The organism is Rhodanobacteraceae bacterium, from assembly GCA_024234055.1.
Taxonomy (GTDB): Bacteria; Pseudomonadota; Gammaproteobacteria; order Xanthomonadales; family SZUA-5; genus JADKFD01.
The window spans coordinates 159,215-185,148 of the sequence record JACKOW010000007.1; the positions used below are offsets into that span (position 1 = coordinate 159,215).

Sequence of the window (25,934 nt, forward strand, 5' to 3'; positions counted from 1 at the left end):
GCGCCGCGAGGGCGCTCCTACAGCAGGCTGCCCTGAAGCAGTTCGCGCACGGGCGCAAAACTGCGGCGGTGAATCGGGCACGGCCCCCGCTCGCGCAGGCACTGCAGATGGTCGGGTGTGGGGTAGCCAAAGTGCTGGGCGAATCCGTAACCGGGGAATTGCCGGTCGAACGCGCACATGAGCGCATCGCGGCTGGTCTTGGCCAGGATCGACGCCGCCGAGATACAGGGCTCGCTGGCATCGCCCTTGACGATGGCGCGCGCGGGCAGGTGCAAGTCGCGCGGCACCTTGTTGCCGTCGATCAGTACCTCGGTGGGCGTGATGGCCAGCGCCAACGCGGCGCGGGTCATGCCGGCCATGGTGGCCTGGAAGATGTTGATCCGGTCGATCTCCTCGGCATCGACCACGATCACCGACCAGGCCAGCGCCTGAGCCTTGATCAAGGGCGCCAATCCGTCGCGCTGACTGGCCTTGAGCAGCTTGGAATCACCCAGACCTGCGATCGGGCGTTCGGGATCGAGAATCACCGCCGATACCACGACCGGGCCGGCCAGCGGCCCACGACCGGCTTCGTCGATGCCGGCGATGCGCGTGCTCAAGGCAGCAGTTCCAGCACGGCTGCAGCCGCCTGGGCAGAGGCATCACGGCGCAGTTCGAGGTGCATGCGCGCGAAGACCTGTTGCAGCACTTCGACAGCGCCGGGCTGGTCGAGCCAGTGTTCGAGTGCGGGGGCCAGCACCTCGGGCCGCACCTGATCCTGGCTGATTTCCTCGACCAGGCCGCGGCCGGCGAGCACATTGGGCAGCGAGTAGTTCTGCACCTTGAGCACGCCGAAGGTCTTGACGATCCAGTAGGTCAGCGGTGCCAGTCGGTAGGCCACCACCATCGGCCGCTGACTCAAGGCGGTTTCCAGCGTGGCCGTGCCCGAGGCCACCAGGACCACATCGGATGCCGCCAGCACCTGCCGCATCTGCCCGACCACGATCCGCCAGCGCGGTGCCGCAGCCTCGTCGCCCAGCAATTCCCGAAGGCGGCCGGCGATGCGTCGTTGGCGGCGGCGATCAGCGTGTGCAGACCCGGACGCTGCTGCATCAGTCGTCGAGCCGTGGCCAGAAAATCGGGTGCCAGTCGTTCGATCTCGCCGCGACGACTGCCCGGGACCAGCGCCAACAGCGTTTGCGCGTCCACGACACCCAGGTCCCGCCGCGCCTGGGCTCGATCGACCTCCAAGGGCATCTCGTCGGCAAAGGGGTGACCGACGAACCGGGCATCAACGCCATGGCGTTGGTAGAGCGCGGGCTCGAAGGGGAACAGGCACAGCACCCGATCGGCGCTGTGCCCGATCTTGCGGGCACGCTGCTGGCGCCAGGCCCAGATCGACGGGCTGACGTAGTGCACCGTACGCAAGCCCCTGGCCTTGAGCCTACGCTCGACACCCAGATTGAAGTCGGGCGCATCAATGCCGATGTACATCCTGGCGCCGCTGGCGGCGATGCGGGCGAGAAAATCGCGTCGCAGCCGCAGCAGCCGCGGCAGATGCCGCAGCACCTCGACCAGACCCATCACCGCCAGTTCCTGGGACTCGAACCAGATCTCCATGCCGGCGGCGCGCATGGCCGGCCCACCAATACCGACAAAGTGCAGTTCCGGCCGGGCTTTCCGCAGTTGCTCGATCAGTCCGGCGCCCAGTTGGTCACCCGAGGCTTCGCCGGCGCAGAGGACGATGGTAGTCATGGCTTTGTGCGGGGCAAGGGACAGGGGGCACGGGGCACGGGAAGAGCGGTGAAGCGGAAGTCCGAGGGACCTTGAAACAGAGAGCCACCGAGAAAGGGCCCACAATTCCACACCGCCGATTCTGCCTTTCCCCTGCCTCCTGCCCCTTGCCCAGTGACCCGCTTCACCAGACTTTGTCCCCTGCCCCGCTTCACCTGAGAATGCTGCGCTCGCTGGCGTCGATGAACTCGACCAGCAATTTCACCTCGGGGGCGGTCAAGGACTGTTCCAGCAGCTTCTCGCGCGCTTCCTTGAGACTCAGCCCGGAGAGATAAAGCGTCTTGTAGGCACGCTTGACGGCGGTGATCTGCTCCGGCGTATAGCCGCGGCGTTTCAGACCTTCGCTGTTGATGCCGCGCGGCACGCTCATGTCGCTGCCGACAACGATGAAGGGCGGCACATCGCAATTGATCTTGCTGCCCATGCCGGTGAAGGCGTGGGCACCCACCTTGCAGAACTGATGGATCAGCGAGAAGCCACCGAGGATCGCGTGATCATGGATGGTGACATGGCCAGCCAGGGTGACCGAATTGGCCAGAATCGTATGACTGCCGATGACGCAATCGTGGGCAATATGCACATAAGCCATGATCCAGTTGTCGTCGCCGATACGCGTGACGCCGCCACCCTGCACCGTTCCGCGGTTGATGGTGACGAATTCGCGGATGGTGTTGCCATCACCGATGATCAGCTCGGTGGGCTCGTCCGCGTATTTCTTGTCCTGCGGCGCGCCGCCGACGGCGGCATGGGCGTGGATGTGGTTGTTCCTGCCGATGACGGACGGGCCTTCCAGCACGCAGTGCGCGCCTATGCGTGAGCCGGCACCGATGCGTACGTCGGCACCGATGATCGCGTATGGCCCGACCTCGACATCGGCTTCCAGTTGCGCGCGGGCATCGACGATGGCGGTAGGATGCACCGCCATCACGGCCCCCTTTCTGCGCACAGCATCTCGGCGCTGGCGACCACCTCGCCGTCGACCTTGGCCTGGCAGACGAACTGGCCCATGCGCATGACCATGCGCTTCTGTTCCACTTCCAGATGGAGCTGGTCGCCCGGGCGCACGATCCTGGCAAAGCGCGCCTTGTCGATCTTCACCAGATAGTACAGCGGCTTGGCATCCGGCAACTGCTCCTGCGAGAGCTGCACCAGAATGCCGGAAGCCTGCGCCAGCGCTTCCAGGATCAACACGCCGGGCATCACCGGATTTCCCGGGAAGTGACCCTGGAAGAAATGCTCGTTGATGGTGACATTCTTGATCGCCGTCAGCCGCTTGCCGGGTTCAAAGGCGATGACGCGATCGACCAGCAGAAAGGGATAACGGTGGGGCAGCAGCTCGGCGATGCGGCGCACATCGACCGGCAACTCTGCCGGGGCCTTGCTTGTTTCGGTCATGATCGTCAGCGTTCTCGTTTGGGTGTGATCTGACGCGACAGTTGGTCCAGCTGCTTGAAGCGGACGGCACTGCGACGCCAGTCGCGATTATCCATGAGCGGCGTACCCGACGAATACTCGCCGGGTTCGCGGATGCTGTGGGTCACCAGACTCATGGCGGTGATGGTCACCCGATCGCAGATTTCGAGGTGCCCGAGCACGCCAGCGCCACCGCCGATCAGGCAATAGCGGCCGATTTTCGCGCTGCCGGCGACGGCAGAGCAACCGGCCATGGCGCTGTGGGCACCGATACGCACGTTGTGGGCAATCTGGATCTGATTGTCCAGGCGCACATCCTCTTCGATGACGGTGTCGCCCAGGGCGCCCCTGTCGATGGTGGTGTTGGCGCCGATTTCGCAATCGTCGCCGACGATCACGCCGCCCATCTGCGGCACCTTGAGCCAGCGTCCCTGATCCATGGCCAGGCCAAAACCGTCTGCACCGAGCACGGCACCGGGGTGGACCAACACCCGCGCTCCCAGTCGTACCCGCGTCACCAGCGTTACCCGCGCCACCAGGTGGCAGCCGGGGCCGACCTGGCAATCCTCACCGATGCTGCAGTGGGCGCCGATCACCGCGCCGGCGCCGATCGAAGCTCCCGCAGCAACGAACACGAACGGGCCGATGTGGGCACTGGCATCGATCTTGGCATCGGGTGAGACCACGGCACTGGGGTGGACTCCAGGCGGCCGCGCCGGCTGCGGCTCGAACAGCGCCGCGATCCGGGCGAAATCGGCATAGGGGTTGCGACTGATCAGCACGGGACAAGGTGCAGCGTCGACCGCCTCGGCCGACGCCACCACCGCTGCTGCAGCAGTGGCACCCAACTGGCTGCGATACTTGGGGTTGGCAAGGAAGCTCAGTTGCTCTGTCTTGGCGAATTCCAGCGTACCGACGCCTGCGATCAAGGTCTCGCCGGCGCCATGCAGCGCCAGGCCGAATCTCTCCGCCAGTTCTGACAGGCTGTACGCAATCACGGCTGCCGCAGTTCCTGGGCGTGGGCGTTGACCCGGGTCATGATCGCATCGGTGATGTCCAGTCGCGGATGGGCGAAACCCACGCCCGAGGTCAGCACCAGATCGAGACCCTGCTCGCGCGCAAAAGCGCCGATCTCTTCCTGAATGCGCCGGTCGATGGTCTCGGTCAATTCATTGATGCGCCGGTTCAGTGCCTGGTTGGTGTCATCACGACGGCGCTTGATGCTGCGCTCGAGGGTTTCTATTTCACGCCGAAGGGCCAGCGCGTCAGACGTAGACAAGGTGTCGATATCTCGATCGCGACGGGTTTCAAGCTCGCGCAGTCGGGCGTTTTCCAGCTCCAGCAGCTGGTTGCGGGCCGAGAATTCCTCGTTCAGCTTCTCCTGCCCGACCACAAAGAGCTGGGATTCCCGGATGATGCGTTCGGTGTCGACATAGGCAATCTTCGCTGCTGCTGTCTGCGCCCAACCCGAGCTCGCCAACAGCAACAGCAGCCCGGCTGCGGCCAGCACCCGCAAGGGGCGCACAAACCGCGATCGAGCAGACCTAGGCACGGGCGCCCCGCCTTGAGCTCCCAGCCTAGAACTGATTACCGAAGGAGAACTGGATGCGTTCGACGTCGTCTCCGGGCTTGTCGTTCAAGGGATAGGCCAAGTTGATCACAATCGGGCCCACGGGTGCACGCCATTGCATGGTCAAACCCGTCGAATAGCGCAATTCTCCTGCATCGAAGTCGTTGAAATCCTTGTAGACATTGCCGACATCGAAGAACAGACCCAGGCGAATGGTGTCGGCACCCTTGGCAAAGGGCGTCGGGAACAGGAACTCGACATTGCCAATCACGCTGAGCGCGCCACCCACGGGCAGCAGCTGGCTACCCGACAACAGGCGCGGCCCCAGGGTGTTGTCACGGAAACCACGCACCGAGCGCACACCGCCGGAATAGAAATTCTCCCAGAACGGGAAGCCCAGCCGCCCGCCCAGGGGATCACCATTCTCATCGGGTACAGGATTGGTCTTGCTGCCGCTGTAGGTGTCGCCGTAGCCAACTTCACCGTTGAGCATCAAGGTGAAGTTCTGGGTCAACGGGAAGTACTTCTGGTACTGAGCCGAGATCTTGTAGTAACGCAGCTCGCTGGGCGGCAACACCAGTTCGGCCGTGAGCTTGGTCAATGCACCCGCCGTGGGCGAGAAGAAACGGTTGCGGCTGTCGCGGAACCACGAGGTTTCAAGGCGCCAGGAGTTGAAGGTGCGGTTGTCGTACACAAAGGGGATGTACTCCGCCGGCGTCAGTCCCGGGTAGATGTCGATCTGGGTCTGGTCCAGCGCCAGGCGGAAGTTGATGCGGTCATATTCCGAGAGCGGCAAACCGTAGTTCATGCCGACCTGGGCTACGTTCGAGGTGTAGCTCGCGAGATTGGCCTGGGCCGAATCCAGTTCGCGGTAGCTGACGTTGAAGCCGCGGCTGACGCCCTCATCGGTGTAATAGGGATTGTAGTAGGAGGCATCGAAACGCTTGTACACCCGGTTGTTGCTGACCGCGAACCCCACCCGGTTGCCGGTACCCAGGAAGTTGTCGAAGCTCAGCGCCACCGACAGGATGGCGCCCTGAAGCTCGGAGTAGCCCACGCCGAACTGGAAGTTGCCGGTCTGCTGTTCCTCGACCTTGACGACCACATCGACCTGGTCGTCGCTGCCCGCCACCTTGGGCGTTTCGACCTCGACTTTCTTGAAGAAGCCCAGGCGTTCCAGGCGCACCTTGGAGCGATCGATCGCCGCCTGGTTGTACCAGCCGCCTTCGAACTGACGCATTTCCCGGCGCAAGACTTCGTCCAGGGTCTTGGCGTTGCCCTCGAAATTGATGCGGCGCACATACACGCGCTTGCCCGGATCCACCAGCATGGTGATGCCGACAATGCGCTTCTCGCGATCCACATCCGGCACCGGCGAGACCTTGGCAAAGGCGTAGCCAAAGTTGCCGAGCAGTTTCTCGATGTATTCGCTGGTCTGTTCCAGCTTCTTGCGGGAGAAGGTCTCGCCGGTCTTGAACACCACCAGCCGGTTGAGAGTGGCTTCATCGACCACGAACTTGCCGGTCAGGCGAACTTCACCGACGGTATAGACCTCGCCTTCGTTGACGTTAGCGGTGATGTAGACATTGCGACGGTCGGGGCTGACGCTGACCTGCGTGGATTCCACGTCGAAATCGACGTAACCGCGATCCAGATAGAAGGCGCGCAACTTCTCCAGGTCACCGGAGAGCTTCTCGCGCGAATACTGGTCGTCACGGCGGTACCAGGACAGCCAGTTGGTGGTGTCGAGTTCGAACTCCTTGCGGATCTCTTCATCGGTGAACGTGGTGTTGCCGACGATGTTCAGATGCCGGATCTTGGCGGCCTTGCCCTCGGCAATGGTGATGGTCACATCGACGCGGTTTCGATCGAGCGACTTCACCGAGGGCGTGATGCGCACATTGTACTTGCCGCGGTTGTTGTACTGCCGGGTCAACTCCTGGGTCACGCGCTCGATGTTGAGCTCGTTGTAGGTTTCACCCTCGGCCAGGCCGATGTTGTCGAGGCCCTTGGTCAGCTCCTCGGTCTTGATGTCCTTGTTGCCGACCAGCGTGATCTTCGAGATCGCCGGACGTTCGGACACGGTGACGACCAGGATGTCGCCCTGACGGTCCAGACGAACGTCCTTGAAGAAGCCGGTCTTGTACAGGGAACGCAGCGCGTCCGAGGCCCGCGAACGATCCAGCCGATCTCCCTTCTGCACCGGCAGATAGGTGAACACGGTACCGGCGGAGATGCGCTCCAATCCGTCAATGCGGATGTCGCTGATGACGAAGTCGTCGGCAGCCAGCGCCGCGCCTCCGGAAAGTGCCAACAAAATGGACGCGACCAACTTTTTCATGCGCGCAAAGCCTCAGGGCGAATCATCGTCAGGAAGAGCCACGCGTTGTGTTTATCAATCAGCTTGCGTGGTCTCGATGGGGGCGAGGTAGTGCCTAGGAACTCAACATCCGGCTGAAATCGTTGAAGAATGCCAGACACATCAGTGCCAGCAAGGCTCCAAGACCCAGATAGTGGCCTACGGCCTGGGCCCGATCACTCAGCGGACTACCTTTCACCCACTCAATAAAGTAATACAACAAATGGCCGCCATCCAGAATCGGAATCGGCAACAGGTTCATGATGCACAAGCTCAGACTGATCAGTCCAAGAAAACGCAGGAACTGGGTAAAGCCGCCTTCCGCCGAGTAGTTGGCGAACTGCGCAATGCTGATCGGACCGGACACGTTCTTGAGCTGTGCCTCGCCGGAAATCATGTGCCGGATGACTCGAAGACTGCCAACGGTCAGGCGCCAGGTTTCGCTGAAGGCCTGCGGGATCGCCGCCAGCGGCCCATAGTGGCGTGTGGTCTCGCGCATGTCGGGGGCCACGCCAACCACCCAGGCCGTCTGCTCCTCAACCGTGTGTTGCCGGGCCTGGATCACCAGGGTCTCGCGAATGCCGTTGCGGTCCACCAGCAGTCGTACCCGACCCTCGTGCGCGCCGGCCTCGGCCTGGATGGCATCGCGCATGTCGGCAAAACGATTCACCGGCGTGTCGCCGACCTGAACGATGGTGTCGCCGACTTTCAAGCCCGCGAGTTCGGCCGGATCGCCCGGGCTCAGTGCACCCACCTCGGTGGGCGGCACCCAATGCCAGGGTTTCAGGCCAAGTTGGGTGAGAAAGCGCGACTCATCTACCGGCTCGCCCAACTGGCCGAGATTCATGCGCTGGGTGGCGATACCACCGCCATCGCGGCGCACATCGATGTTGACCGTCTCGCCGCGATAGGCCTTGGTGGTCAGGTCGACCAGCACATGGGTCCAGTTGCTGACCGGATCGCCGTTGACGGCAAGAATGAGATCGCCGCGCCGCAACCCGGATTCGGCCGCGAATCCCTCGACCTCGCCCACATAAGGCGAATAGTCCTTGACCCCGACCAGCAGCATCAACCAGAAGGCGAACAACGCAAACACCAGATTGAAGATCGGTCCAGCGGCGACGATGGCCACCCGCTGGCCAATGGATTTGCGGTTGAAGGCCTGATGGACCTCCTTCGCCTCGACATCGGCCTCGCGTTCATCAAGCATCTTCACATAGCCGCCGAGCGGTATCGCGGCGATGACGTATTCGGTCCCATCGCGCCCGCGTCGGGTCCACAGCGGCTTGCCCAAGCCCACGCTGAAGCGCAGCACCTTGACGCCACAACGGCGAGCCACCCAGAAGTGCCCGAACTCGTGAAAGGTCACCAGCAGGCTGGTCGCCACCAGAAACCAGAAGATCGAGCCCAGCAACAATTCCATATCAGCTCCGCTTTCCTGAATCGATGACCGCAGTCGCCACGCTTCGGGCCTGCCGGTCAGCTTCGAGCACGTCAGCCACCGACTCTACAGACGATAGGGCACAACGATTTAAAGCCTCGTTAACAGTGGCGGCAATTCCGGCAAAGCCAAGGCTGCCGTTCAGGAATGCTGCCACCGCCACTTCATTGGCCGCGTTCAGCATGGCTGGCGCCGTGCCTCCAGCCTCCAGTGCCTGATAGGCGAGTTTAAGGCAAGGAAAGGCTTCAAGGTCAGGGGTGGAGAAATCCAGCCGCGCCAGCGCAGCGAGGTCCAATGTCGGCGCACCCGACTCGATCCGCTCAGGCCAGGCCAGTGCATGGGCAATCGGAATGCGCATGTCGGCGCTGCCGAGCTGTGCCAGGAAGCTGCCATCATGGTATTCGACCAGGGAGTGGATCGTGCTTTGCGGATGCACGATGACCCGGATCCGAGAGCTTTCGAGACCGAACAGAAAGTGCGCCTCGATCACCTCCAGCCCCTTGTTCATCAAGGTGGCAGAGTCCACCGAGATCTTCGGACCCATCGTCCAGTTCGGATGGGCGCAGGCCTGAGCGACGGTCACCTGTTCCAACTGGGCGCGGCTCCAGCCCCGGAACGGCCCACCTGAAGCTGTCAACCAAAGCTGGCGCACGCCCGCCAACGGACGCTGCAGAGGATCGGGCAGGCACTGAAAAATGGCGTTGTGCTCGCTGTCGATGGGTAACAGCTGCGCCCCACCCTGGGCCACCGCCTGCATCAGCAGGCCGCCGGCACAGACCAGTGCCTCCTTGTTGGCGAGCAGGATGCGCTTGCCGGCATGCGCCGCTGCCAGCGTGGCGGGCAAGCCGGCGGCCCCGACGATGGCTGCCACCACGGTGTCCACTGCAGCGTCGGCCACTACGGTCTCGATCGCTGACATGCCGCTGGCTACCGTTGTACCTGGCGCGCTGTTTCGCAGACGTGCGGCCAGGCGCAGACAGGCGTCGGCGTCGGCCATGACTGCCACCTCGGGTCTGAAGCGCTCACAGATCTCGGCCATGCCCAGATCATCTCGCGCCGCCACCGCACTGTGCAGACGAAATCGGTCCGGATGCCGGGCGATCAGATCCAGGGTGCTGCGACCAATGGACCCGGTGGCACCGAGCAGGCAGATCGACTTCATAGGCCGATCAGATAGCGGCCACAGACGAAGATCGGGAAGGCCGCCAGCATGCTGTCGATCCGATCCAGAATGCCGCCGTGACCGGGCAGCAGCGAACCGCTGTCCTTGAGATTCGACTGGCGCTTGATCAGGCTCTCGAACAGATCACCCACAATCGAGAACAACACCGTCACCGTGGCCAGCACCACCAGCAGCACATGGCCGACCGGAATAGGTTTCAGCAGCCACCCCGCCAGTGCGGCGAAGATCACGGTGCCAACGAGCGCACCATAAACACCCTCTCGGGTCTTGCCCGGACTGATCCGCGGCGCCAGCTTGTGCTGACCGAAACGCCGCCCGGCAAAATAGGCCGAAACATCCGCCACCCAGATCAGCATCAATACGAACAGCGTCCACCAGGGCCCGGTCACCGGCTCGCGATGGATCAGCCATGCTGCCACCCAGGCAGGGACCACCATGGCGCTGCCCACCAGCATCTTGAGTTCGCGATTGCGTCGGGTCGGCGCAGAGCCGAATTCAAAGGCGCGCAGCCAGAGTATGGCCAGACACCACCAGATCACCCCGATCCAGGCAATCGGCAGCAGCCAGTTCTCCGGGCGCAACAGGATCAGGGCCGCCATGATGCCGCCGTTGACCAGCACGGCCGCCGCGCGCAGGCCCCGCAGCCGGAAACCGATCACCCGCGTCCATTCCCAGATGGCGTAGCAGAGCACCAGGCCAAAACCGAAGGCGAAGGCCGTGCTCGGCAGATACAGCACCGCCAGTATCGCCAATGGTGCCAGCAGCAACGCGGTGCCCACGCGCGCGCGCAGGCCGCTGCTGACCGAAGGCTTCGATTCCAATGGTTGCGACTCAGACATTCACAGCCTCGGGTTTACCCGTTACCTGGGCGCTGGTCTTGCCGAATCGACGCTCGCGCTGGGCGAATTCGGCCAGCGCTGCAGCAAAGGCTGGCTCGTCAAAATCGGGCCAGAGGATCGGCGTGAAGTAGAGCTCCGTGTAGGCCAGGTGCCAGAGCAGAAAGTTGCTGATCCGGGCCTCGCCGCCGGTGCGGATGAACAGATCCGGTTCGGGCAGCGGCGCCAGCGACAGGTGCTGCTCGAAACTTGTCTGATCAATCGCATCCGGGTCGATCTGTCCCGCCACGGCCGCGCGGGCCAGTGCCTGAGCGGCGTTGACGATATCCCAGCGCCCTCCGTAATTGACGGCGATGTTCACCGTCAGGCGCACCACATCCAACGCGGCTGCTTCAGATTCCGCCATGGCGGCGCGCAGTTCCGGCGAAAACCGGCTGCGCTCGCCGATGAAACGCAGGCGCACGCCATTGCCCGCCAGTTCCCGGGCCTCCTTGCGCAGGGCGCGCAGGAACAAGTCCATCAGATGACGAACTTCGCCCTCGGGGCGCGACCAGTTCTCGCTGCTGAAGGCGAACAGGGTGAGCACTTCCACCTTGGATCGAATGCAGGCCTCGATGACTTTGCGCACGGCCTGCACGCCGGCTCGATGCCCGAAGGCACGCGGCCGACGCCTCTGTTTGGCCCAGCGACCATTGCCATCCATGACAATGGCCACATGCCGCGGCGTGGGCGCTGCGGGACCGGTAGCCGGCCCCTCAGGCGCCGGCGCGGCAGCTGCGCTCAAAGCTGCATCAACTCATCTTCTTTGTGCTTGACCACCGCGTCCACTTCCTTGACGAAGCGATCGGTGAGCTTCTGGATGTCGTCCTCGGCACGACGATCCTCGTCCTCGGTGGCGATCTTGGCCTTGAGCAATTCCTTGCAGTGGTGATTGGCATCACGACGCACATTGCGAATGGCCACCTTGGTGTTCTCGCCCTCGTGGGAGACCACCTTGGCCAGATCCCGACGGCGTTCCTCGGTCAGTGGCGGGATGACGATACGAATCACCTGACCCGCGGTGTTCGGTGTCAGACCCAGATCCGAGGTCATGATGGCCTTCTCGACGGCTGCGACCATGGGCTTCTCCCAGGGCTGCACGGTGATGGTGCGGGCATCCGCCACGGTCACATTGGCCACCTGGCTGATCGGCACGGGGGAGCCGTAGTAATCGACACGGAGATGATCGAGCAGTTGCGCCGATGCGCGTCCGGTGCGGAGCTTCATCAACTCCTGTTTCAGCACCTCGATGCACTTGTGCATGCGCGTTTCCGCGTCCGCCTTGATTTCAGCGAGTGAGCTAGTCATGGGTCCTTCCTTGTCACAGCCATGGAATGGCCGCGGAGTATAGCGGGATAGGCGGCCAGCGCTGGTGTTGCCGAGCCCATCGTTGTTCACGGAACAGATCGAGCATCCGCCATCGCGACGCGACAGCCGGCACTTCTCGCCCATTGTTGGACAAGAGCTTCAACGCAGAGCACGCAGAGGGCCGCTGAGAACGCGGAGAAAAGCCCATCCAGGACGGCTCTACTTCTCTCCGCGAGCTCTCTGCTTTTCCTTTGCGTTCTTGGCGTCCGGCGTCTGGCCACATCCTGCGTCCCAGCAGGATCGTCGCGGAGCCGTTCGCGCCACGAGGGCGCTCCTACCAAAGTGGCATATCGCCCATGAGCATGTCGTACCGACTCAGGCGGCAGAAGACGACGCCCCGCCAGATCCCTGGGCTAGCCGTTCTGATCGACCAGCGTGCCCACATTCTCACCCTGGACGATGCGCATCAGATCGCCGCGGCGGTGCAGATCGTAGACCCGGATCGGCATGCGATAGTCGCGACACAGCGCAAAGGCCGTGGTGTCCATGACCGCCAGCTTGCGCTCGATGGCGCTGTCGTAGCTGATCTTGTCGAAACGGACGGCATTCGGGTCCTTGTTCGGATCGGCCGAGTACAGCCCATCGACCTTGGTCGCCTTCAGCATCAGATCGGCGTTGATTTCGATCGCGCGCAGGGCGGCGGCAGAGTCGGTGGTGAAGAAGGGATTGCCGGTACCGGCGGCGAAGACCACGATACGGTTCTTCTCCAGATGGCGAATGGCGCGGCGGCGGATGTAGTCCTCGCAGACCTCGTTGATCTTGATGGCACTCATGACCCGGCAGGTCGCGCCCTGCTTCTCGATCGCGTCCTGCAGCGCCAACGAGTTCATCACCGTGGCCAGCATGCCCATGTGATCAGCGGTGGCGCGATCAATGCCACTCTTGGCCAGCCCGACGCCGCGGAAGATATTGCCGCCGCCCACCACCAGACCGATCTGCACGCCGATCTTGGAGACTTCGATGATCTCGGCAGCGAGGCGATGCAATACCTCCGGATCGATACCATAATCCTCCGCGCCCAGCAGTGCCTCACCGCTGAGCTTCAACAAGATGCGGCGAAATACCGGTGGGGCGCTGCTCATGCGAAGGGGTCTCCAATGTCCAGATGGCCGATACAATGCGCTCAACAGGCGGACGCCAGCCAACCATCCCGCCCGGCTACTGCTGATAAAAGAAGGCCCCGGAACCCGGGGCCTTCAGTGACTGCTTACTGACTCGCCTTGACCTGTTTCATCACTTCTTCGGCGAAGTTCTCTTCCTTCTTCTCGATGCCCTCGCCCACATTCATGCGCACGAAGCCGGTGACCTTGGCGCCAGCCTTCTTGATGGCCTCTTCCACACCCATGCCATTGGCATCCGGCGCAGCATAGGCCTGGCCCAGCAGGGTCTGTTCGGCCAGCGTCTTGCGGATCTTGCCCTGGATCATCTTCTCCAGGATTTCCGGCGGCTTGCCCGAATCCTTGGCCTGCTCCATGGCGATGTTGCGCTCACGCGCCACCACTTCTTCCGGCACTTCGCTCATGTCCAGGTACTGCGGATTCATCGCCGCAATATGCATGGCCAGGCCCTTGGCCAGTTCCGGCGTGCCGCCTTCCAGCGCCACCAGCACGCCCAGCTTGTCGTTGCTGTGGATGTAGGCACCGATGTTGCCACCCGAAATCATGGCGGCGCGGCGCACCTGCATGTTCTCGCCGATCTTGGCAACCAGCGCCTGGCGCACCTGATCCACCGTCTGACCGTCAGCCAGCGGCAGCGACTTGATGGATTCGACCTCAGCGGTGCCGGCGGCGACGGCGGCGGCGGCGACGTCGGCGGCAAACTTGACGAAGTTCTCGTCCTTGCCGACGAAGTCGGTTTCACAGTTGAGCTCGACCAACAGGGCCTTGCCGTCTGCCTGACCCAGGGCAACACGACCTTCCGCGGCGACGCGAGTGGCCTTCTTGTCGGCCTTGGCCAGACCCTGCGTGCGCAGCCAGTCGGCCGCAGATTCAATGTTGCCAGCGTTTTCCACCAGCGCTTTCTTGCATTCCATCATGCCGGCGCCAGAGCGCTCGCGCAGTTCCTTCACGAGGGCAGCGGTGATTTCCATGGTCATTCCTTAAATCGAACAAGGTGATAGAGGGCACGCGGCTGGCGCGCACCCCTGGGATTTGCAGGTCCGGCGACTCGCGCCGGACCATGATCAACGTGCAGGATTACTCGCCGGCGTCATCCGAACGACGCGGTGCGCCACCCGGACCACCGCTGGGACGACGACGCGGCGGTCCCTTGCGGTCATTGGGCTTGTTGCGACGGTTGTTGTCCGGCTTGGCGGCACCGGCCAGCGGATTGCCATCGGCGTCCAGCTCGACGAAATCATCGGCTGCACCCACAGCGGCGGCCGGAGCCGCAGCCTTGCCTTCCAGCACGGCATCTGCAGCGGCGCGTGCATACAGCTGGATGGCACTGATCGCGTCGTCGTTACCCGGGATCACGTAATCGACATGGTCCGGATTGTGGTTGGTATCGACAATGCCGATCACCGGAATGCCGAGCTTGCGAGCTTCCTTGATCGCGATCTCTTCGTGACCGGTATCGATCACGAACAGCGCGTCCGGCAGGCTGTTCATGTTCTTGATGCCGCCCAGGCTGTTGTCCAGCTTCTCCATCTCGCGCGAGAGCTGCAGGGCTTCGTGCTTGACCAGACGCTCCCAGCTGCCGTCGGTGCTCTGGGTCTCAAGCTCCTTCAGACGCGCGATCGACTGCTTGACGGTGCGGAAGTTGGTCAGCATGCCGCCGAGCCAGCGCGCCGACACGTGCGGCATGCCGCAACGCGAGGCTTCTTCCTTGATGGTCTGACGAGCCGAGCGCTTGGTGCCGACAAACAGGATGTTGCTGCGACGCTGCGCCAGACCGCTGATGAAATTCATCGCGTCATTGAACAGCGGCAGGGTCTTTTCCAGATTGACGATATGAATCTTGCCGCGGGCGCCGAAGATGTACGGACCCATTTTCGGGTTCCAGTAACGGGTCTGATGTCCGAAATGGACGCCCGCTTCGAGCATTTGCCGCATGGTCACGGTGGTCATACTTAAGTCCTTGATACTTTTGGGGATTATCCCCGTGGTTGGGCCTCCACGCATGCGCTTCGGGAGCCCTTCCTGGGCACCAACCCGACCACGACAACCATGCGTGTGTGGAGTCATCGTCGCCGCAGGATTGCGGCGATCGACGGACATGGACCGGATCAGCTCGATCCAAAAATCCGCGGGAGCATAGCTTTTTCCGGGTCCGGCCGGCAAGTCAAACGCCGCACGCCGGTGGGAGCGGATTCATCCGCGAACAATGCCAGCGTCGGCGCAGAAGCGTCGCGGACATAGTCCACTCCCACAGAGGCCTCGGTCGCCGGTGGGAGCGGATTCATCCGCGAACAATGCCAGCGTCGGCGCAGAAGCATCGCGGACTGAGTCCACTCCCACAGAGGCCTCGGTCGCCGGTGGGAGCGGATTCATCCGCGAACAGTGCCAGCGTCGGCGCAGGAGCGTCGCGGACTGAGTCCGCTCCCACAGACGGGCGGCGATACGCCGCTACTGCCGCCGCCCGATGACCCACTTGCAATCCACCGCCACAGAACCCAAATTGCGTGGTCAGGCTTGACAAGCCGCCCGTGCGTGCGAGGCTTGACCGCCGCCGCCAGGATGCGCGGGTCCGAACACAGACAGGATTTTCATGAGTATTACCTACAAGACACCGGAACAGATCGAGAAGATGCGCGTCGCCGGGCGCCTCGCAGCCGAAGTGCTGCAGATGATCCGACCACACGTGGTTCCGGGTGTCAGCACCGATGCACTCGACCGGATCTGCCACGAGTACATCGTCGACCAGCAGCAGGCCATCCCTGCCCCGCTGAACTACAAGGGCTTTCCGCGTTCGATCTGCACCTCGGTCAACAACGTGGTTTGCCACGGCATTCCCGGGCCCAAGGTGCTGAAAGAAGGCGACATCATCAATATCGACGTCACTGTGATCAAGGATGGCTTTCATGGCGACACCAGCCGCATGTTCCATGTCGGCGAGACCTCGGTGCTGGCCAGGCGCCTGGTCGACACCACACTGGCGGCGATGAAGCTCGGCATCGAGATGGTCAAGCCGGGCGAACATCTGGGAGAAATCGGTCGTGCCATCCAGCGTTTCGTCGAAGCTGAGCGTTTCTCGGTGGTGCGCGAGTACTGCGGTCATGGCATTGGCGAGCGCTTCCACGAAGAACCGCAGGTGCTGCATTACTATGATCCGTCCCGCGGCAAGGGCGAGGAACTGAAGCCTGGCATGACCTTCACCATCGAACCCATGGTCAATGCCGGGCAGCGCCACGTGCGGCTGCTGCCGGATGGCTGGACCGTGGTCACCAAGGACCGCTCGCTGTCGGCGCAATGGGAGCACACGGTGCTGGTGACCGAGGACGGGTTCGAGGTACTCACGCTGGCAGACGGAGAGCCTTTTTGACGCGATCCGTGGCTGACAAGCCTGCGCCGGCCACGGACTTGACCCGCCGTCGCGAGCACTTGGAGCAGTTCCGCACCGAGATCAAGCAGCGCTTTCGCGACAGCGGGCATGCCAGCGCCTGCATACGAGCCATCTCCAGCCGTATCGACAAGGAACTGCGGGCGCTGTGGGTCCAGACCGTGGCCACGAAAGTGCCGGCAGAATCGTCCGACGGTGCGCCCAGTGCCTGCCTGATCGCCACCGGCGGCTATGGCCGAGGGCAGCTCTTCCCCGGATCCGATGTCGACATCCTGGTGCTCTGCGCCGAGGGCCGCAGCCCGGCTCTGGACACAGCCGTGCGTGCCTTCCTGGCCGCTGCCTGGGATCTGGGCCTGGAACTGTCCCAGGCCGTGCGCACCCTGCCCGGCCTGATCGAATTCGCGCGCGAGGATCAGGCCGGCTACACAGCGCTGCTCGACGCCCGCTATCTGTGCGGCGACCGCAGCCTCAGTCAGCAGATGCAAGCGCAGTTGCAGGCGCCCGATCTGTGGCCGCCGGCAGATTTTCTACGGGCCAAGGTTGATGAACGCGACGAGCGCCACAGCCGCCACGCCGATACCGCCCACAATCTGGAGCCCAATCTCAAGAACGGTCGCGGCGCCCTGCGCGATCTGCAGACCACGCGCTGGATCGCCAAGCGCTGTTTCGGTGTGTCGCGCTGGCCGGCACTGGTGGAACTGGGCTTGCTCGAAGCCGACGAGGCCCGCCGTCTGGCACGTGCCGAGGCCTGGCTGTCCACCCTGCGATTCGCGCTGCATGTGATCAGCGGCCGCCACGAGGAGCGGGTGCTGTTCGACTACCAGCCGGCACTGGCGCAGTTGTTCAATCGCCCGGGCTCGCATCCGCGCGAGCATCCGGTCGAGTCACTGATGCACCGGTACTTTCGCGCAGCCAGCGATATCGACCGCCTCTCGCAAGCCCTGATCGAACGCATGGCGCGCCGCGTGGAAGAAGTGCACACGCCGCTGGCGACCATTGCCGGCAGCCAGCACTTCGGCCTGCGTGAAGACGCCATCGAAGCCCTGGACAGCTACAAGGGATTCACCGCCCCGGCGGATCTGATGGAGCCCTTTCAATGCCTGACCCGGAATGCCAGCTCGCGCACACTGGGCCCTGATCTGGCTCAGGCGCTGGCCAAGGCCTTGCCCAGATTCAGACGGGCCCTGGCCCAGGATCGGCTGGCCCACGAGGCGCTGGAATCGATCCTGCGCACGCGCCGGCCTTTCCGCGCCTTGAGCGAAATGCACCGCCATGGTCTGCTCGGCGCATTGCTGCCCGCCTTTGCGCGTGTCAGCGGACGGATGCAGTACGATTTGTTCCATGTCTACACCGTCGATCAGCACACGCTGTTCCTGATTCGCAATCTGGAACGCTTTTTCGAACCGGAAGCCGACAAGCAGTTCGAACTCGCCCACGAGCTGGCGCAACGCGTGCGCCAGCCAGAGCTGCTGTTCTACGCCGGCATCTTCCACGATATCGCCAAGGGCCGCGGCGGGGACCACTCGCAACTGGGCGCCGGCGATGCCCGCCGCTACCTGCGCGGCCTGGGCTGCGCCCGGGCCGACATCGAAATGGTGGCCTGGCTGGTGGAGAACCACCTGCTGATGTCGGTCACGGCACAGAAGCAGGATATCCAGGATCCAGAAGTGGTGCGCCGATTCGCCGAAAAGGTGGGCGACTGGGAACGGCTCGAATGCCTGTACCTGCTGACCGTGGCTGATATCCGCGCCACCAATCCCAAGCTCTGGAACGGCTGGAAGAGCAAGCTGCTGAGCGACCTCTACCAGGCCGCCCGATTCCAGCTGCGGCGCGGCACCGATCAACCCGTCAACCGCCAGGATCGCGTGCGCGCAACGCGCCTGAAGGCGCTGGAGTTACTGACCGGCGAAGGCTGCATGTTCAGCGCCGTCGAGGCGCTCTGGGATGACTTTCCGGAACAGAGCTTCTGGCGTTACACACCGGATCAGCTGCGCTGGCTGACCCATGCCATCGTCAGCGGCGGTCGGCCCGGCCAGCCCCTGATCGCCGTCCGCGCGGTCGGCGGCGGCGGCACCCGCGAGATCTTCGTGCGTGTTCCCGACCAGGCCGGCATCTTCGCCACGATCACCTCGATGCTGGATCGCATGGATCTGTCAGTCATTGCCGCGCGGATCATGACCTGCAAGTCCAGGCACACCCTGGACACCTTCCAGGTGCTGGACATGCGCAAGGAAGAGCAGGATTCGATGACCCGCAATCTGGAGATCCAGATGGCGCTCAGCATGGCTTTCGCCGAAAAGCCGCTGAAACCCCGCCTGGCCAAGCGCAGAGCCACCCGCGAACAGCGTCTGTTCAAGTTTCCACCACGCATCGCCTTCGAATCGCGCAGCGATGACAGCGGTACCCTGCTGTCACTGGTGTGCGCCGACCGCCCCGGCCTGCTGGCCAGCGTCGCCCACGCCTTCAAGGATGCCGACGTGCGCGTGCATTCGGCCCGCATCGCCACCTTCGGCGAGCGCGCCGAGGATTTCTTCACCGTGACCACCCAGGACGGCCAGAAACTCGACGCCGCCGGCGCCGAGCGCGTGCGTGAAGCGCTGCTGGCCAGGGTCAGCGACAGCTGACAAGCGCGCGCCGCGCCCGTCTTGACGTAGGAGCGACCTCGCGTCGCGACCGCTTCAACGTGGGAGCGACCTTGCGTCGCGACCGCTTCAACGTAGGAGCGACCTTGCGTCGCGACCGCTTCAACGTAGGAGCGACCTTGCGTCGCGACCGCTTCAACGTAGGAGCGACCTCGCGTCGCGACCGCTTCAACGTAGGAGCGACCTTGCGTCACGACCGCAGCCATCGGAATACGACACCAGCTGATCGTCTCGCTCGCTGGCGGGCAAGAGCATCAACGCAGAGAACGCTGAGGGCCGCTGAGAACACGGAGAAAAGCAAAGTGGATGTGGACGAGCTCCTCTCTGCGTTCCTTGCGCCCCTCAGCGTTCTCTGCGTTCCGCTACTGCCAACAGCGCAACGAGGTTCCCGATCTTCGTCACCGCCTCCCGACACCACGGTCGCGCCACAAGGGCGCTCCTACTGTGGGAGCGGCTTCAGCCGCGAAAGTGGCTACCGTCGCCCAGAAAACGCCGTCGCGGACAGAGTCCGCTCCCACAGGGATTGACGCAATCTCGTAGCATCGGCGGCTGACTTTCAAGGATCCTTCCTCATGACCAACTCAAGCTCGGGCTTGTCCGAACTGATCAACCGCGCTTTCGAGGCGCGCAACGACTACGCCCCGGATCGAGTGCCAGCCGAGGTCGCGGGCGCTGTAGAAGCCGTGATGGAAGGCCTGGAATCGGGGCAGCTGCGGGTGGCGGAACCGGTGGATGGCGGCTGGCAGGTCCATGAATGGATCAAGAAGGCGGTGCTGCTGTATTTCCGCATCAACGCAACTGTCGCCATGCCGGCCAGCCCGGCCAACTTCTATGACAAGGTGCCACTGCGCTTCGCCGAGGCCGGTGAGGAGCAGTTCAAGGCCGTTGGCGCCCGCGTGGTGCCGGGCGCGGTGATTCGCCGCGGCGCGCATGTGGCCAGCAATGTGGTGGTGATGCCGAGCTTCATCAACATCGGTGCCCACGTCGGTGCCGGCACCATGGTCGACACCTGGGCAACTGTGGGGTCCTGCGCCCAGATCGGCCGCAATGTGCATCTGTCGGGCGGCGCCGGCATTGGCGGCGTGCTGGAACCGCTGCAGGCAGCGCCGACCATCATCGAGGACGATTGCTTCATCGGCGCCCGCTCCGAAGTGGTCGAAGGCGTGATCGTCGAGCGCGGCAGTGTCATCGGCATGGGCGTTTTCCTCGGCCAGAGCACCCGCATCTACGATCGCGCCAGCAAGACCGTCAGCTATGGTCGGGTGCCAGCCGGATCAGTGGTGGTCGCCGGCAGCCTGCCGGCCGCCGACGGCAGCCACAGCCTGTACGCGGCCATCATCGTCAAGCGCGTCGACGAGCGCACCCGCGCCAAGACCAGCTTGAATGAGCTACTGAGGGAGTGAGCCCACCTGTTTTGGTAGGTCCAGACTCGTCTGGACCTACAAGAGCCGCGCCGGCAGCCGACCTGTGGGAGAGCGGGCTCCGCCCGCGATGGCTTTTGCCTTCCCTGGCCAGAAGCATCGCGGCTGAAGCCGCTCCCACAGGCGCAGCGCCGCCGCAGGAAATCCCAACCCGATCAGGAGCCCATTTCCCAATGACTCTGGCACCCACCCTCTACGGTCTCCCCCACTGCGACACCTGCAAGAAAGCCCGCGCCTGGCTGACGGCGCGTGGCATCGCCCATGAGTTTGTCGACTACCGTGCCCAGCCGCTGTCCCCCGCACAGTTGCAGGAAGCAGCAGCGGCGCTCGGCTGGGACAAGCTGGTCAACCGCGCCAGCACCACCTGGCGCCAGCTGGACGAGGCCGACAAGGCTGCCGAAAGCCCGGCGCAATGGCTGGATCTGCTGGCGCGTTACCCGACGCTGATCCGTCGCCCCTTGCTGATCGACGGCAGCCACTTTGACGCGGGCTTCAAGGAATCCCGCTACGCTGCGCACTTTGTTTCCGGAGCCGATGCGTGAGCGATGCCGTCCTGACACTGACTGAAGAACTGATCTCGCGGGCATCGGTCACGCCCGATGATGCGGGCTGCCAGACATTGATCGCCGATCGCCTCGGCGCCGCCGGTTTCGAGATCCATCATCTGCGCTTTGGCGACACCGACAATCTCTGGGCCACCCATGGCCGTGGCGCACCTGTGTTGGCGCTGGTCGGCCATACCGATGTCGTTCCCACCGGTCCGCTGGAGCACTGGATCAGCCCGCCCTTCGAGCCGACGCGCCGCGATGGCCGCCTGTACGGTCGCGGCGCCGCCGACATGAAATCGGCCATCGCGGCACTGACGCTGGCGGCCGAACGCTACGTGGCCGCGTATCCGGATCATCCCGGCACGCTCGCCATCCTCTACACCAGCGATGAGGAAGGTCCCGCCAAGGACGGCATCCAGGCGGTCATGCCCTGGTTGGCAGAGCGCGGCATTCAGCTCGATTACGCCTTGATCGGCGAGCCCTCCTCTGGCGCCAGACAAGGCGATCGCATCCGCGTCGGTCGGCGCGGATCCATGCACGGCTATCTGACCATCAAGGGTATTCAGGGCCATGTCGCCTACCCGGATCAGGCCCTCAATCCCATCCATGCCTTCGCCCCGGCCCTGCTGGAGCTGGTCCAGACCCGTTTCGATGAAGGCAACAGCCATTTCCCACCGACCTCCTTCCAGATCTACGAGGTCAAGGCCGGAACCGGGGCCAACAACATCATCCCCGGCGAACTCAGTGTCAATTTCAATTTCCGCTATGGCACGGCATCGACTGAAGCCAGCCTGCGGGCGCAGGTCGAGGGCATCCTCAAGCACCACGGCCTGCAGTTCGAACTGCGTACGCGGGTCGCCAGCGCACCGTTCCTCACTGAAAAGCGCGCCCTGATCGAGGCTGTGCGCGCCGCCTCGCGCGAGCATCTGGGCATCGATCCGGTCGAAGACACCGGCGGCGGCACCTCCGACGGCCGTTTCATCTCCCCCGCTGGCGCCGAAGTGGTCGAACTCGGCCCGCTCAACGACAGCATCCACAAGGTCAACGAATGGGTTGCGATCGAAGATCTCGAACCCCTCGCCCAAACCTACCAAGGCGTCATCGAGCGCCTGCTGTCGTAGCTCTTGATGCTGTAGCCCGTTGTGCCGCGCAGCGGCTCAGCGGGGCTTTTCGCACCTCCGCCCGGACAGCGCTGCGCGCAGTTCGGGCTACAACAGCCGGGCGCTCCGCTCTTGCTGCCACCGATCTGCGCTAATCTCCGCCGATGCCTGCACGCCCGCCGATTCCGCATACGCTGATCTCCGAGCCGCCAGTGGCCGCCAAGCCGAAGATACGCCCGTCGAAAATGGGCAAATGGCGGGCATTGGTGCTGGTGCTGGTGCACGTGCTGATCGGTCTGCACATCGCCCACTGGCTGAGCACCGGCGAATCACTGACGCCGGTGGAACCCTCGGAAGCGATGGCCTTCAGCCGCTCGTCGATCGTCAACACCGGCTTGTTGTTCTTTGCCGCCACCATTGTGCTGACCGCCATCTTTGGACGTTTCTTCTGCGGCTGGGGCTGCCATGTGCTGGCCCTGCAGGATCTTTGCCGTCACTGGATGCTGAAACTTGGCATCACCCCGCGGCCGTTGAAATCCAGGGCCCTGATGTGGGTGCCGGCGCTGGCCTTCTTCTACATGTTCCTTTGGCCTGCGCTGTATCGATGGTGGATCGGCGACAGTCTGGCCGTGCGTGGCTGGGAACTCACCACCACCGAATTCTGGGCGACTTTTCCTGGCCTGATCGTCGGCGCGCTCACCTTTCTGGTTTGCGGGTTCGCCTGCGTCTATTTTCTCGGAGCCAAAGGATTCTGCACTTATGCCTGTCCCTATGGCGCGATCTTCTCGGCCGCCGATCGGGTGGCGCCGATGCGCATTCGTGTCACCGACGCCTGCGAGAGTTGCGGCCATTGCACGGCGGTGTGCAGCTCCAACGTCCGCGTGCACGAGGAAGTCCGTGATTGGGGCATGGTGGTCTCACCCGGCTGCATGAAGTGCCAGGACTGCGTGAGCGTCTGCCCCAAGGGCGCGTTGTATTACGGCGCCGGTCCGATTCCGTTGTTCGCCAAGCCCCGTCCCGGCCGGGTCATCAAGCCGAAGACACCCGCACGTTGGGGCGACGAGATCCTGCTGGTGCTGAGTTTCGCCCTCGCCTTTCTGATACTGCGGGGACTCTATGGCGCGGTGCCCTTCCTGATGGCACTGGGATCCTCGGCGGTGGTGGCCTTTCTGGCGCTCACCGCAGCGCAACTGATTCGCCAGCCGACGCTGGAGCGCCCGGGGCTGCGGCTGAAGCGCGGTGGCACGCTGCTGCCCATGGGGCGCGTGTTTGTCGGCGTGCTGGTTCTGCTGGTGCTCTTCCTCGCGCACAGCGCCTATTTGCAGGTCCACCAGGAACTCGGAGATCGCGCCTACGCGCAGACCGAGATCCTGCGGCGGACCGTGCTGGCGACACCAGACCAGTCGCCAGCCGTCTCCGATACAGCGCGTGCCGAGATCGAATCCGCGATACCGCATCTGCTCACGACCCAGCGCTGGGGGCTCACCGCTACGCTGGGCAATGCCGCCCGCCTGGCCTGGCTGCGGGCGCTCACCGGCAACACCGAGGCCGCCGAGGACAGCGCCCGAGTAGCGATCGATCGCCACGAACTGCCGGGAGAGATGCACCAGTTGCTGGCGCATCTGGCCCTGGCCAAAGGCGATGCCACGGCCGCCATCAGCGAATGGAATCTGGCCATCGAAGCCGAGCCCGACCGTCCTGAAGCCTATCTGGCCCAGGGCCTGTTCCTGGCCCGCAATGGCGATGTCGGTACCGCACAACTGGTCTTCGATCGTGGACTGGCAGCGCAGATCCCGTCGCCGGAACTCAGCTACAACGCTGGACTGGCACGCGCGCTCAGTGGCAAAACCGAGGAATCGATCACGTTTTTCGAGCACGCCCTGGCGCTCAATCCGCAGTATCTGGAAGCCAGAGAGAATCTTGCGGGCATGCTCGCCAGTCTGGGCCGCTACCCGCAGAGCGCCATGCACTACCGGATTGCCCTGACCCAGAAGCCCGGGGACATCGGTACGCGCTTGCTGCTGGCAAGAGTCCTTTTCGAGTCGGGACAGGTGGAAGACGCAAAGGCCGCGATTCGTGAAGCATTGCAGATCGACCCCAGCAACACCGAGGCACGCGCTATGCTCGACGCACTCGGCGAACATGATTCCGGCGGATCGCTGCCGCCCTCATCAGAACGATCGAATTGATCGTTCCTCGGTACCGGAGCAAGCAATGCACGCAAGGCTCACATCTGTTACTCGGTTTGGATTCCTGATTTTCCTGCTGGTCGCCATGACCTTGTCCGGCGCTGCCCATGCTGCACCAGCCGGGCCTGATGTGACGGTGTTCTCGCTACCCAACATCACTAATTATGGTTCGGACAATGGTATCCGCGGCTACGCAATAGGCACCACTTCCTGCAATATCGGCGATGCTCCCTTGAACTGGTGCAACCAGAGTGGGGGCTGCGGCCTCGGCACCACTAGCGCCGACCATCCGGTGATCGCGCAGAACATGTATCGACTCAAGAACGGCCGTTTCGATCAGATTGGTGCGGGCTGGCTGAAGCACGGTTTCACCTCACTGAATCAAAACTCGTCAGGCTGCGGATCCGGAACCTGCTCCCAGCCTCCGCTGGGCGGGCGTCAGTTGGGCGTTGGCTGCACCGACCCCTACTCTTCCGGATTGAATGGCAGCTGGCCGCTGGGGCGAAAGTCGGAAGTCAATGCCACCACGGGCGTATTTCCCTACCCCTTCACCCAGGGCGGCGCCCAGTCGGTGGCGTGGAATCAGCGAGTCGCAGTGAAAGAGTCAGACATGGACTCGGCATTGAATCCAGGGGCGCGGTTCTTCGTTGAAGGCCACTACGTGGCACCCGACGATGCCCAGACTGGAAATGGGTTGAACAACGCGTCGTACCGTGAAGTCACCGTCAGCGCGGGCTCCTTCGGCCTGAACCTGCAGGGCACCACGGTACGTGAGAAAGCAGCCATCGAAGTCTGGCCCACCATCGACAACACGGTGGAATTGATCAATGTCGATGTGCCCTCGGTTCCCCCACAGCGCTTTCACGTGGCCCGCAAAGTCACCGAAGTGACCCCCGGGCAGCTCTGGCACTACGAATACGCCATCCACAACATGAATTCGGATCGCGGCGCGGATCAACTCTCCATCGTGTTCGCCGGCAATACCATTTTCTCGGGCGTGGGATTCAAGGACATCGATGCTCACTCCAACGAACCTTATGACACCACCGACTGGACATCCGCCACATCCGCAGACACGGTTCAGTGGACTACACCGCCATTCCCGTCGGCGCCGAACAACGCCAATGCCCTGCGCTGGGCCACGATGTACAACTTCTGGTTTGATGCGAATCGTCCGCCCAGTGAGATCACCACGCACAACCTCAGGCTGTTCAAGGCCGGTTCGCCGGCATCCATGGCTTTCCTGGAGAACCTCAGCTTCGTCTTTGCCAACGGCTTCGAAGGCGCGAGCGGCAACTGATTCGTTTCTGCCAACCGCTGTTGCCGCTACCGTCATTCCCGCGAAGGCGGGAATCCAGTTTGTTCGAGTACTGGTCAAGCCTGGATTCCCGCGCCCGCGCGCGTCCGCGGGAATGACGAATTCCAACAACGCGGCGATGACGATTTGTTTCGAGCCATGGCCCAGGCCTGGATTCCCGCGTCCGCGGGAATGACGATTCCCGCCTGCGCATGAGCGACGACTTGTCTCAGCCCCCCGCCATCACATGATCTT

Annotated in this window: 21 protein-coding genes and 1 pseudogene; 7 read left to right on the forward strand and 15 right to left on the reverse strand. The window is 63.4% G+C overall.

The annotated features are described in order from the left end of the window. Positions 1-17 precede the first annotated feature (17 nt). From H7A19_13500 to rpsB, 15 genes and pseudogenes are all read right to left on the reverse strand, one after another. On the reverse strand, positions 18-578 hold the full coding sequence (locus H7A19_13500) for a ribonuclease HII (protein MCP5475844.1): 561 nt from the start codon (positions 576-578) through the stop codon (positions 18-20). 17 nt (positions 579-595) lie between these two features. Beyond that, a pseudogene (gene lpxB, locus H7A19_13505) lies at positions 596-1,734 on the reverse strand (lipid-A-disaccharide synthase). A gap of 190 nt (positions 1,735-1,924) precedes the next feature. After that, on the reverse strand, positions 1,925-2,698 hold the full coding sequence (gene lpxA, locus H7A19_13510; protein ID MCP5475845.1) for an acyl-ACP--UDP-N-acetylglucosamine O-acyltransferase: 774 nt from the start codon (positions 2,696-2,698) through the stop codon (positions 1,925-1,927). Then, positions 2,698-3,168, reverse strand: a complete 471-nt coding sequence (gene fabZ, locus H7A19_13515) for a 3-hydroxyacyl-ACP dehydratase FabZ (GenBank protein ID MCP5475846.1) — start codon at positions 3,166-3,168, stop codon at positions 2,698-2,700. Before fabZ ends, lpxA begins: the two co-directional genes overlap by 1 nt. 5 nt (positions 3,169-3,173) lie before the next feature. After that, a complete protein-coding gene (gene lpxD, locus H7A19_13520) occupies positions 3,174-4,184 on the reverse strand; it encodes a UDP-3-O-(3-hydroxymyristoyl)glucosamine N-acyltransferase (protein ID MCP5475847.1) in 1,011 nt (336 codons plus the stop codon). Continuing rightward, the gene (locus H7A19_13525; GenBank protein MCP5475848.1) at positions 4,181-4,738 is read right to left on the reverse strand and encodes an OmpH family outer membrane protein; all 558 of its coding nucleotides are present in this window, start codon (positions 4,736-4,738) and stop codon (positions 4,181-4,183) included. The genes lpxD and H7A19_13525 overlap by 4 nt, the downstream gene beginning before the upstream one ends. A gap of 25 nt (positions 4,739-4,763) precedes the next feature. Next, positions 4,764-7,097, reverse strand: a complete 2,334-nt coding sequence (gene bamA / locus H7A19_13530; GenBank protein MCP5475849.1) for an outer membrane protein assembly factor BamA — start codon at positions 7,095-7,097, stop codon at positions 4,764-4,766. Positions 7,098-7,191: 94 nt separating this feature from the next. Continuing rightward, positions 7,192-8,538: an RIP metalloprotease RseP gene (gene rseP, locus H7A19_13535; protein MCP5475850.1), complete on the reverse strand. Its 1,347-nt coding sequence runs from the start codon at positions 8,536-8,538 to the stop codon at positions 7,192-7,194. A gap of 1 nt (position 8,539) precedes the next feature. Continuing rightward, complete coding sequence (locus H7A19_13540) at positions 8,540-9,718, reverse strand: 1-deoxy-D-xylulose-5-phosphate reductoisomerase (protein ID MCP5475851.1); 1,179 nt, start codon at positions 9,716-9,718, stop codon at positions 8,540-8,542. Continuing rightward, positions 9,715-10,578, reverse strand: coding sequence for a phosphatidate cytidylyltransferase (locus H7A19_13545; GenBank protein MCP5475852.1), 864 nt, complete (start codon positions 10,576-10,578; stop codon positions 9,715-9,717). Before H7A19_13545 ends, H7A19_13540 begins: the two co-directional genes overlap by 4 nt. Beyond that, complete coding sequence (gene uppS, locus H7A19_13550; protein MCP5475853.1) at positions 10,571-11,278, reverse strand: di-trans,poly-cis-decaprenylcistransferase; 708 nt, start codon at positions 11,276-11,278, stop codon at positions 10,571-10,573. The genes H7A19_13545 and uppS overlap by 8 nt, the downstream gene beginning before the upstream one ends. A gap of 77 nt (positions 11,279-11,355) precedes the next feature. Further along, positions 11,356-11,922, reverse strand: a complete 567-nt coding sequence (gene frr / locus H7A19_13555) for a ribosome recycling factor (protein MCP5475854.1) — start codon at positions 11,920-11,922, stop codon at positions 11,356-11,358. Positions 11,923-12,335: 413 nt separating this feature from the next. After that, on the reverse strand, positions 12,336-13,064 hold the full coding sequence (locus tag H7A19_13560) for a UMP kinase (GenBank protein MCP5475855.1): 729 nt from the start codon (positions 13,062-13,064) through the stop codon (positions 12,336-12,338). A gap of 125 nt (positions 13,065-13,189) precedes the next feature. Further along, entirely contained in the window at positions 13,190-14,071 is an 882-nt protein-coding gene (locus H7A19_13565; GenBank protein MCP5475856.1) for an elongation factor Ts, read from the reverse strand. A gap of 106 nt (positions 14,072-14,177) precedes the next feature. Continuing rightward, positions 14,178-15,050: a 30S ribosomal protein S2 gene (gene rpsB / locus H7A19_13570; GenBank protein ID MCP5475857.1), complete on the reverse strand. Its 873-nt coding sequence runs from the start codon at positions 15,048-15,050 to the stop codon at positions 14,178-14,180. Between the two features lie 640 nt (positions 15,051-15,690). On the opposite strand from rpsB, the gene map reads away from it, so the two are divergent. From map to H7A19_13605, 7 genes are all read left to right on the forward strand, one after another. Continuing rightward, positions 15,691-16,464 carry a type I methionyl aminopeptidase gene (gene map, locus H7A19_13575; protein ID MCP5475858.1) on the forward strand — a complete coding sequence of 258 codons (774 nt, stop codon included), beginning with the start codon at positions 15,691-15,693 and terminating at the stop codon, positions 16,462-16,464. Positions 16,465-16,472: 8 nt separating this feature from the next. Further along, positions 16,473-19,106: a [protein-PII] uridylyltransferase gene (glnD, locus tag H7A19_13580; protein ID MCP5475859.1), complete on the forward strand. Its 2,634-nt coding sequence runs from the start codon at positions 16,473-16,475 to the stop codon at positions 19,104-19,106. 590 nt (positions 19,107-19,696) lie between these two features. Then, positions 19,697-20,527 carry a 2,3,4,5-tetrahydropyridine-2,6-dicarboxylate N-succinyltransferase gene (dapD, locus tag H7A19_13585; protein MCP5475860.1) on the forward strand — a complete coding sequence of 277 codons (831 nt, stop codon included), beginning with the start codon at positions 19,697-19,699 and terminating at the stop codon, positions 20,525-20,527. Positions 20,528-20,718: 191 nt separating this feature from the next. Next, positions 20,719-21,087 (forward strand): Spx/MgsR family RNA polymerase-binding regulatory protein, encoded by a 369-nt coding sequence (locus H7A19_13590; protein ID MCP5475861.1) that lies wholly within the window; start codon positions 20,719-20,721, stop codon positions 21,085-21,087. Then, the gene (gene dapE / locus H7A19_13595) at positions 21,084-22,214 is read left to right on the forward strand and encodes a succinyl-diaminopimelate desuccinylase (protein ID MCP5475862.1); all 1,131 of its coding nucleotides are present in this window, start codon (positions 21,084-21,086) and stop codon (positions 22,212-22,214) included. Before H7A19_13590 ends, dapE begins: the two co-directional genes overlap by 4 nt. Before the next feature lie 143 nt (positions 22,215-22,357). After that, a complete protein-coding gene (locus H7A19_13600) occupies positions 22,358-24,382 on the forward strand; it encodes a tetratricopeptide repeat protein (GenBank protein MCP5475863.1) in 2,025 nt (674 codons plus the stop codon). A 25-nt stretch (positions 24,383-24,407) separates the two neighbouring features. Continuing rightward, positions 24,408-25,682 (forward strand): hypothetical protein, encoded by a 1,275-nt coding sequence (locus H7A19_13605; protein MCP5475864.1) that lies wholly within the window; start codon positions 24,408-24,410, stop codon positions 25,680-25,682. The last annotated feature ends 252 nt before the right edge of the window (positions 25,683-25,934 follow it).

What these genes read in the sequence shown, in the direction of transcription:
- lpxA (MCP5475845.1), bottom strand. Translation starts at nt 2,698, where the DNA reads ATGGCGGTGCATCCTACCGCCATCGTCGATGCCCGCGCGCAACTGGAA.
- fabZ (MCP5475846.1), bottom strand. Translation starts at nt 3,168, where the DNA reads ATGACCGAAACAAGCAAGGCCCCGGCAGAGTTGCCGGTCGATGTGCGC.
- bamA (MCP5475849.1), bottom strand. Translation starts at nt 7,097, where the DNA reads ATGAAAAAGTTGGTCGCGTCCATTTTGTTGGCACTTTCCGGAGGCGCG.
- rseP (MCP5475850.1), bottom strand. Translation starts at nt 8,538, where the DNA reads ATGGAATTGTTGCTGGGCTCGATCTTCTGGTTTCTGGTGGCGACCAGC.
- H7A19_13540 (MCP5475851.1), bottom strand. Translation starts at nt 9,718, where the DNA reads ATGAAGTCGATCTGCCTGCTCGGTGCCACCGGGTCCATTGGTCGCAGC.
- H7A19_13545 (MCP5475852.1), bottom strand. Translation starts at nt 10,578, where the DNA reads ATGTCTGAGTCGCAACCATTGGAATCGAAGCCTTCGGTCAGCAGCGGC.
- uppS (MCP5475853.1), bottom strand. Translation starts at nt 11,278, where the DNA reads ATGGATGGCAATGGTCGCTGGGCCAAACAGAGGCGTCGGCCGCGTGCC.
- frr (MCP5475854.1), bottom strand. Translation starts at nt 11,922, where the DNA reads ATGACTAGCTCACTCGCTGAAATCAAGGCGGACGCGGAAACGCGCATG.
- H7A19_13560 (MCP5475855.1), bottom strand. Translation starts at nt 13,064, where the DNA reads ATGAGCAGCGCCCCACCGGTATTTCGCCGCATCTTGTTGAAGCTCAGC.
- H7A19_13565 (MCP5475856.1), bottom strand. Translation starts at nt 14,071, where the DNA reads ATGGAAATCACCGCTGCCCTCGTGAAGGAACTGCGCGAGCGCTCTGGC.
- rpsB (MCP5475857.1), bottom strand. Translation starts at nt 15,050, where the DNA reads ATGACCACCGTGACCATGCGGCAAATGCTCGAAGCGGGCGTCCATTTC.
- map (MCP5475858.1), top strand. Translation starts at nt 15,691, where the DNA reads ATGAGTATTACCTACAAGACACCGGAACAGATCGAGAAGATGCGCGTC.
- dapD (MCP5475860.1), top strand. Translation starts at nt 19,697, where the DNA reads ATGACCAACTCAAGCTCGGGCTTGTCCGAACTGATCAACCGCGCTTTC.
- H7A19_13590 (MCP5475861.1), top strand. Translation starts at nt 20,719, where the DNA reads ATGACTCTGGCACCCACCCTCTACGGTCTCCCCCACTGCGACACCTGC.
- H7A19_13600 (MCP5475863.1), top strand. Translation starts at nt 22,358, where the DNA reads ATGCCTGCACGCCCGCCGATTCCGCATACGCTGATCTCCGAGCCGCCA.
- H7A19_13605 (MCP5475864.1), top strand. Translation starts at nt 24,408, where the DNA reads ATGCACGCAAGGCTCACATCTGTTACTCGGTTTGGATTCCTGATTTTC.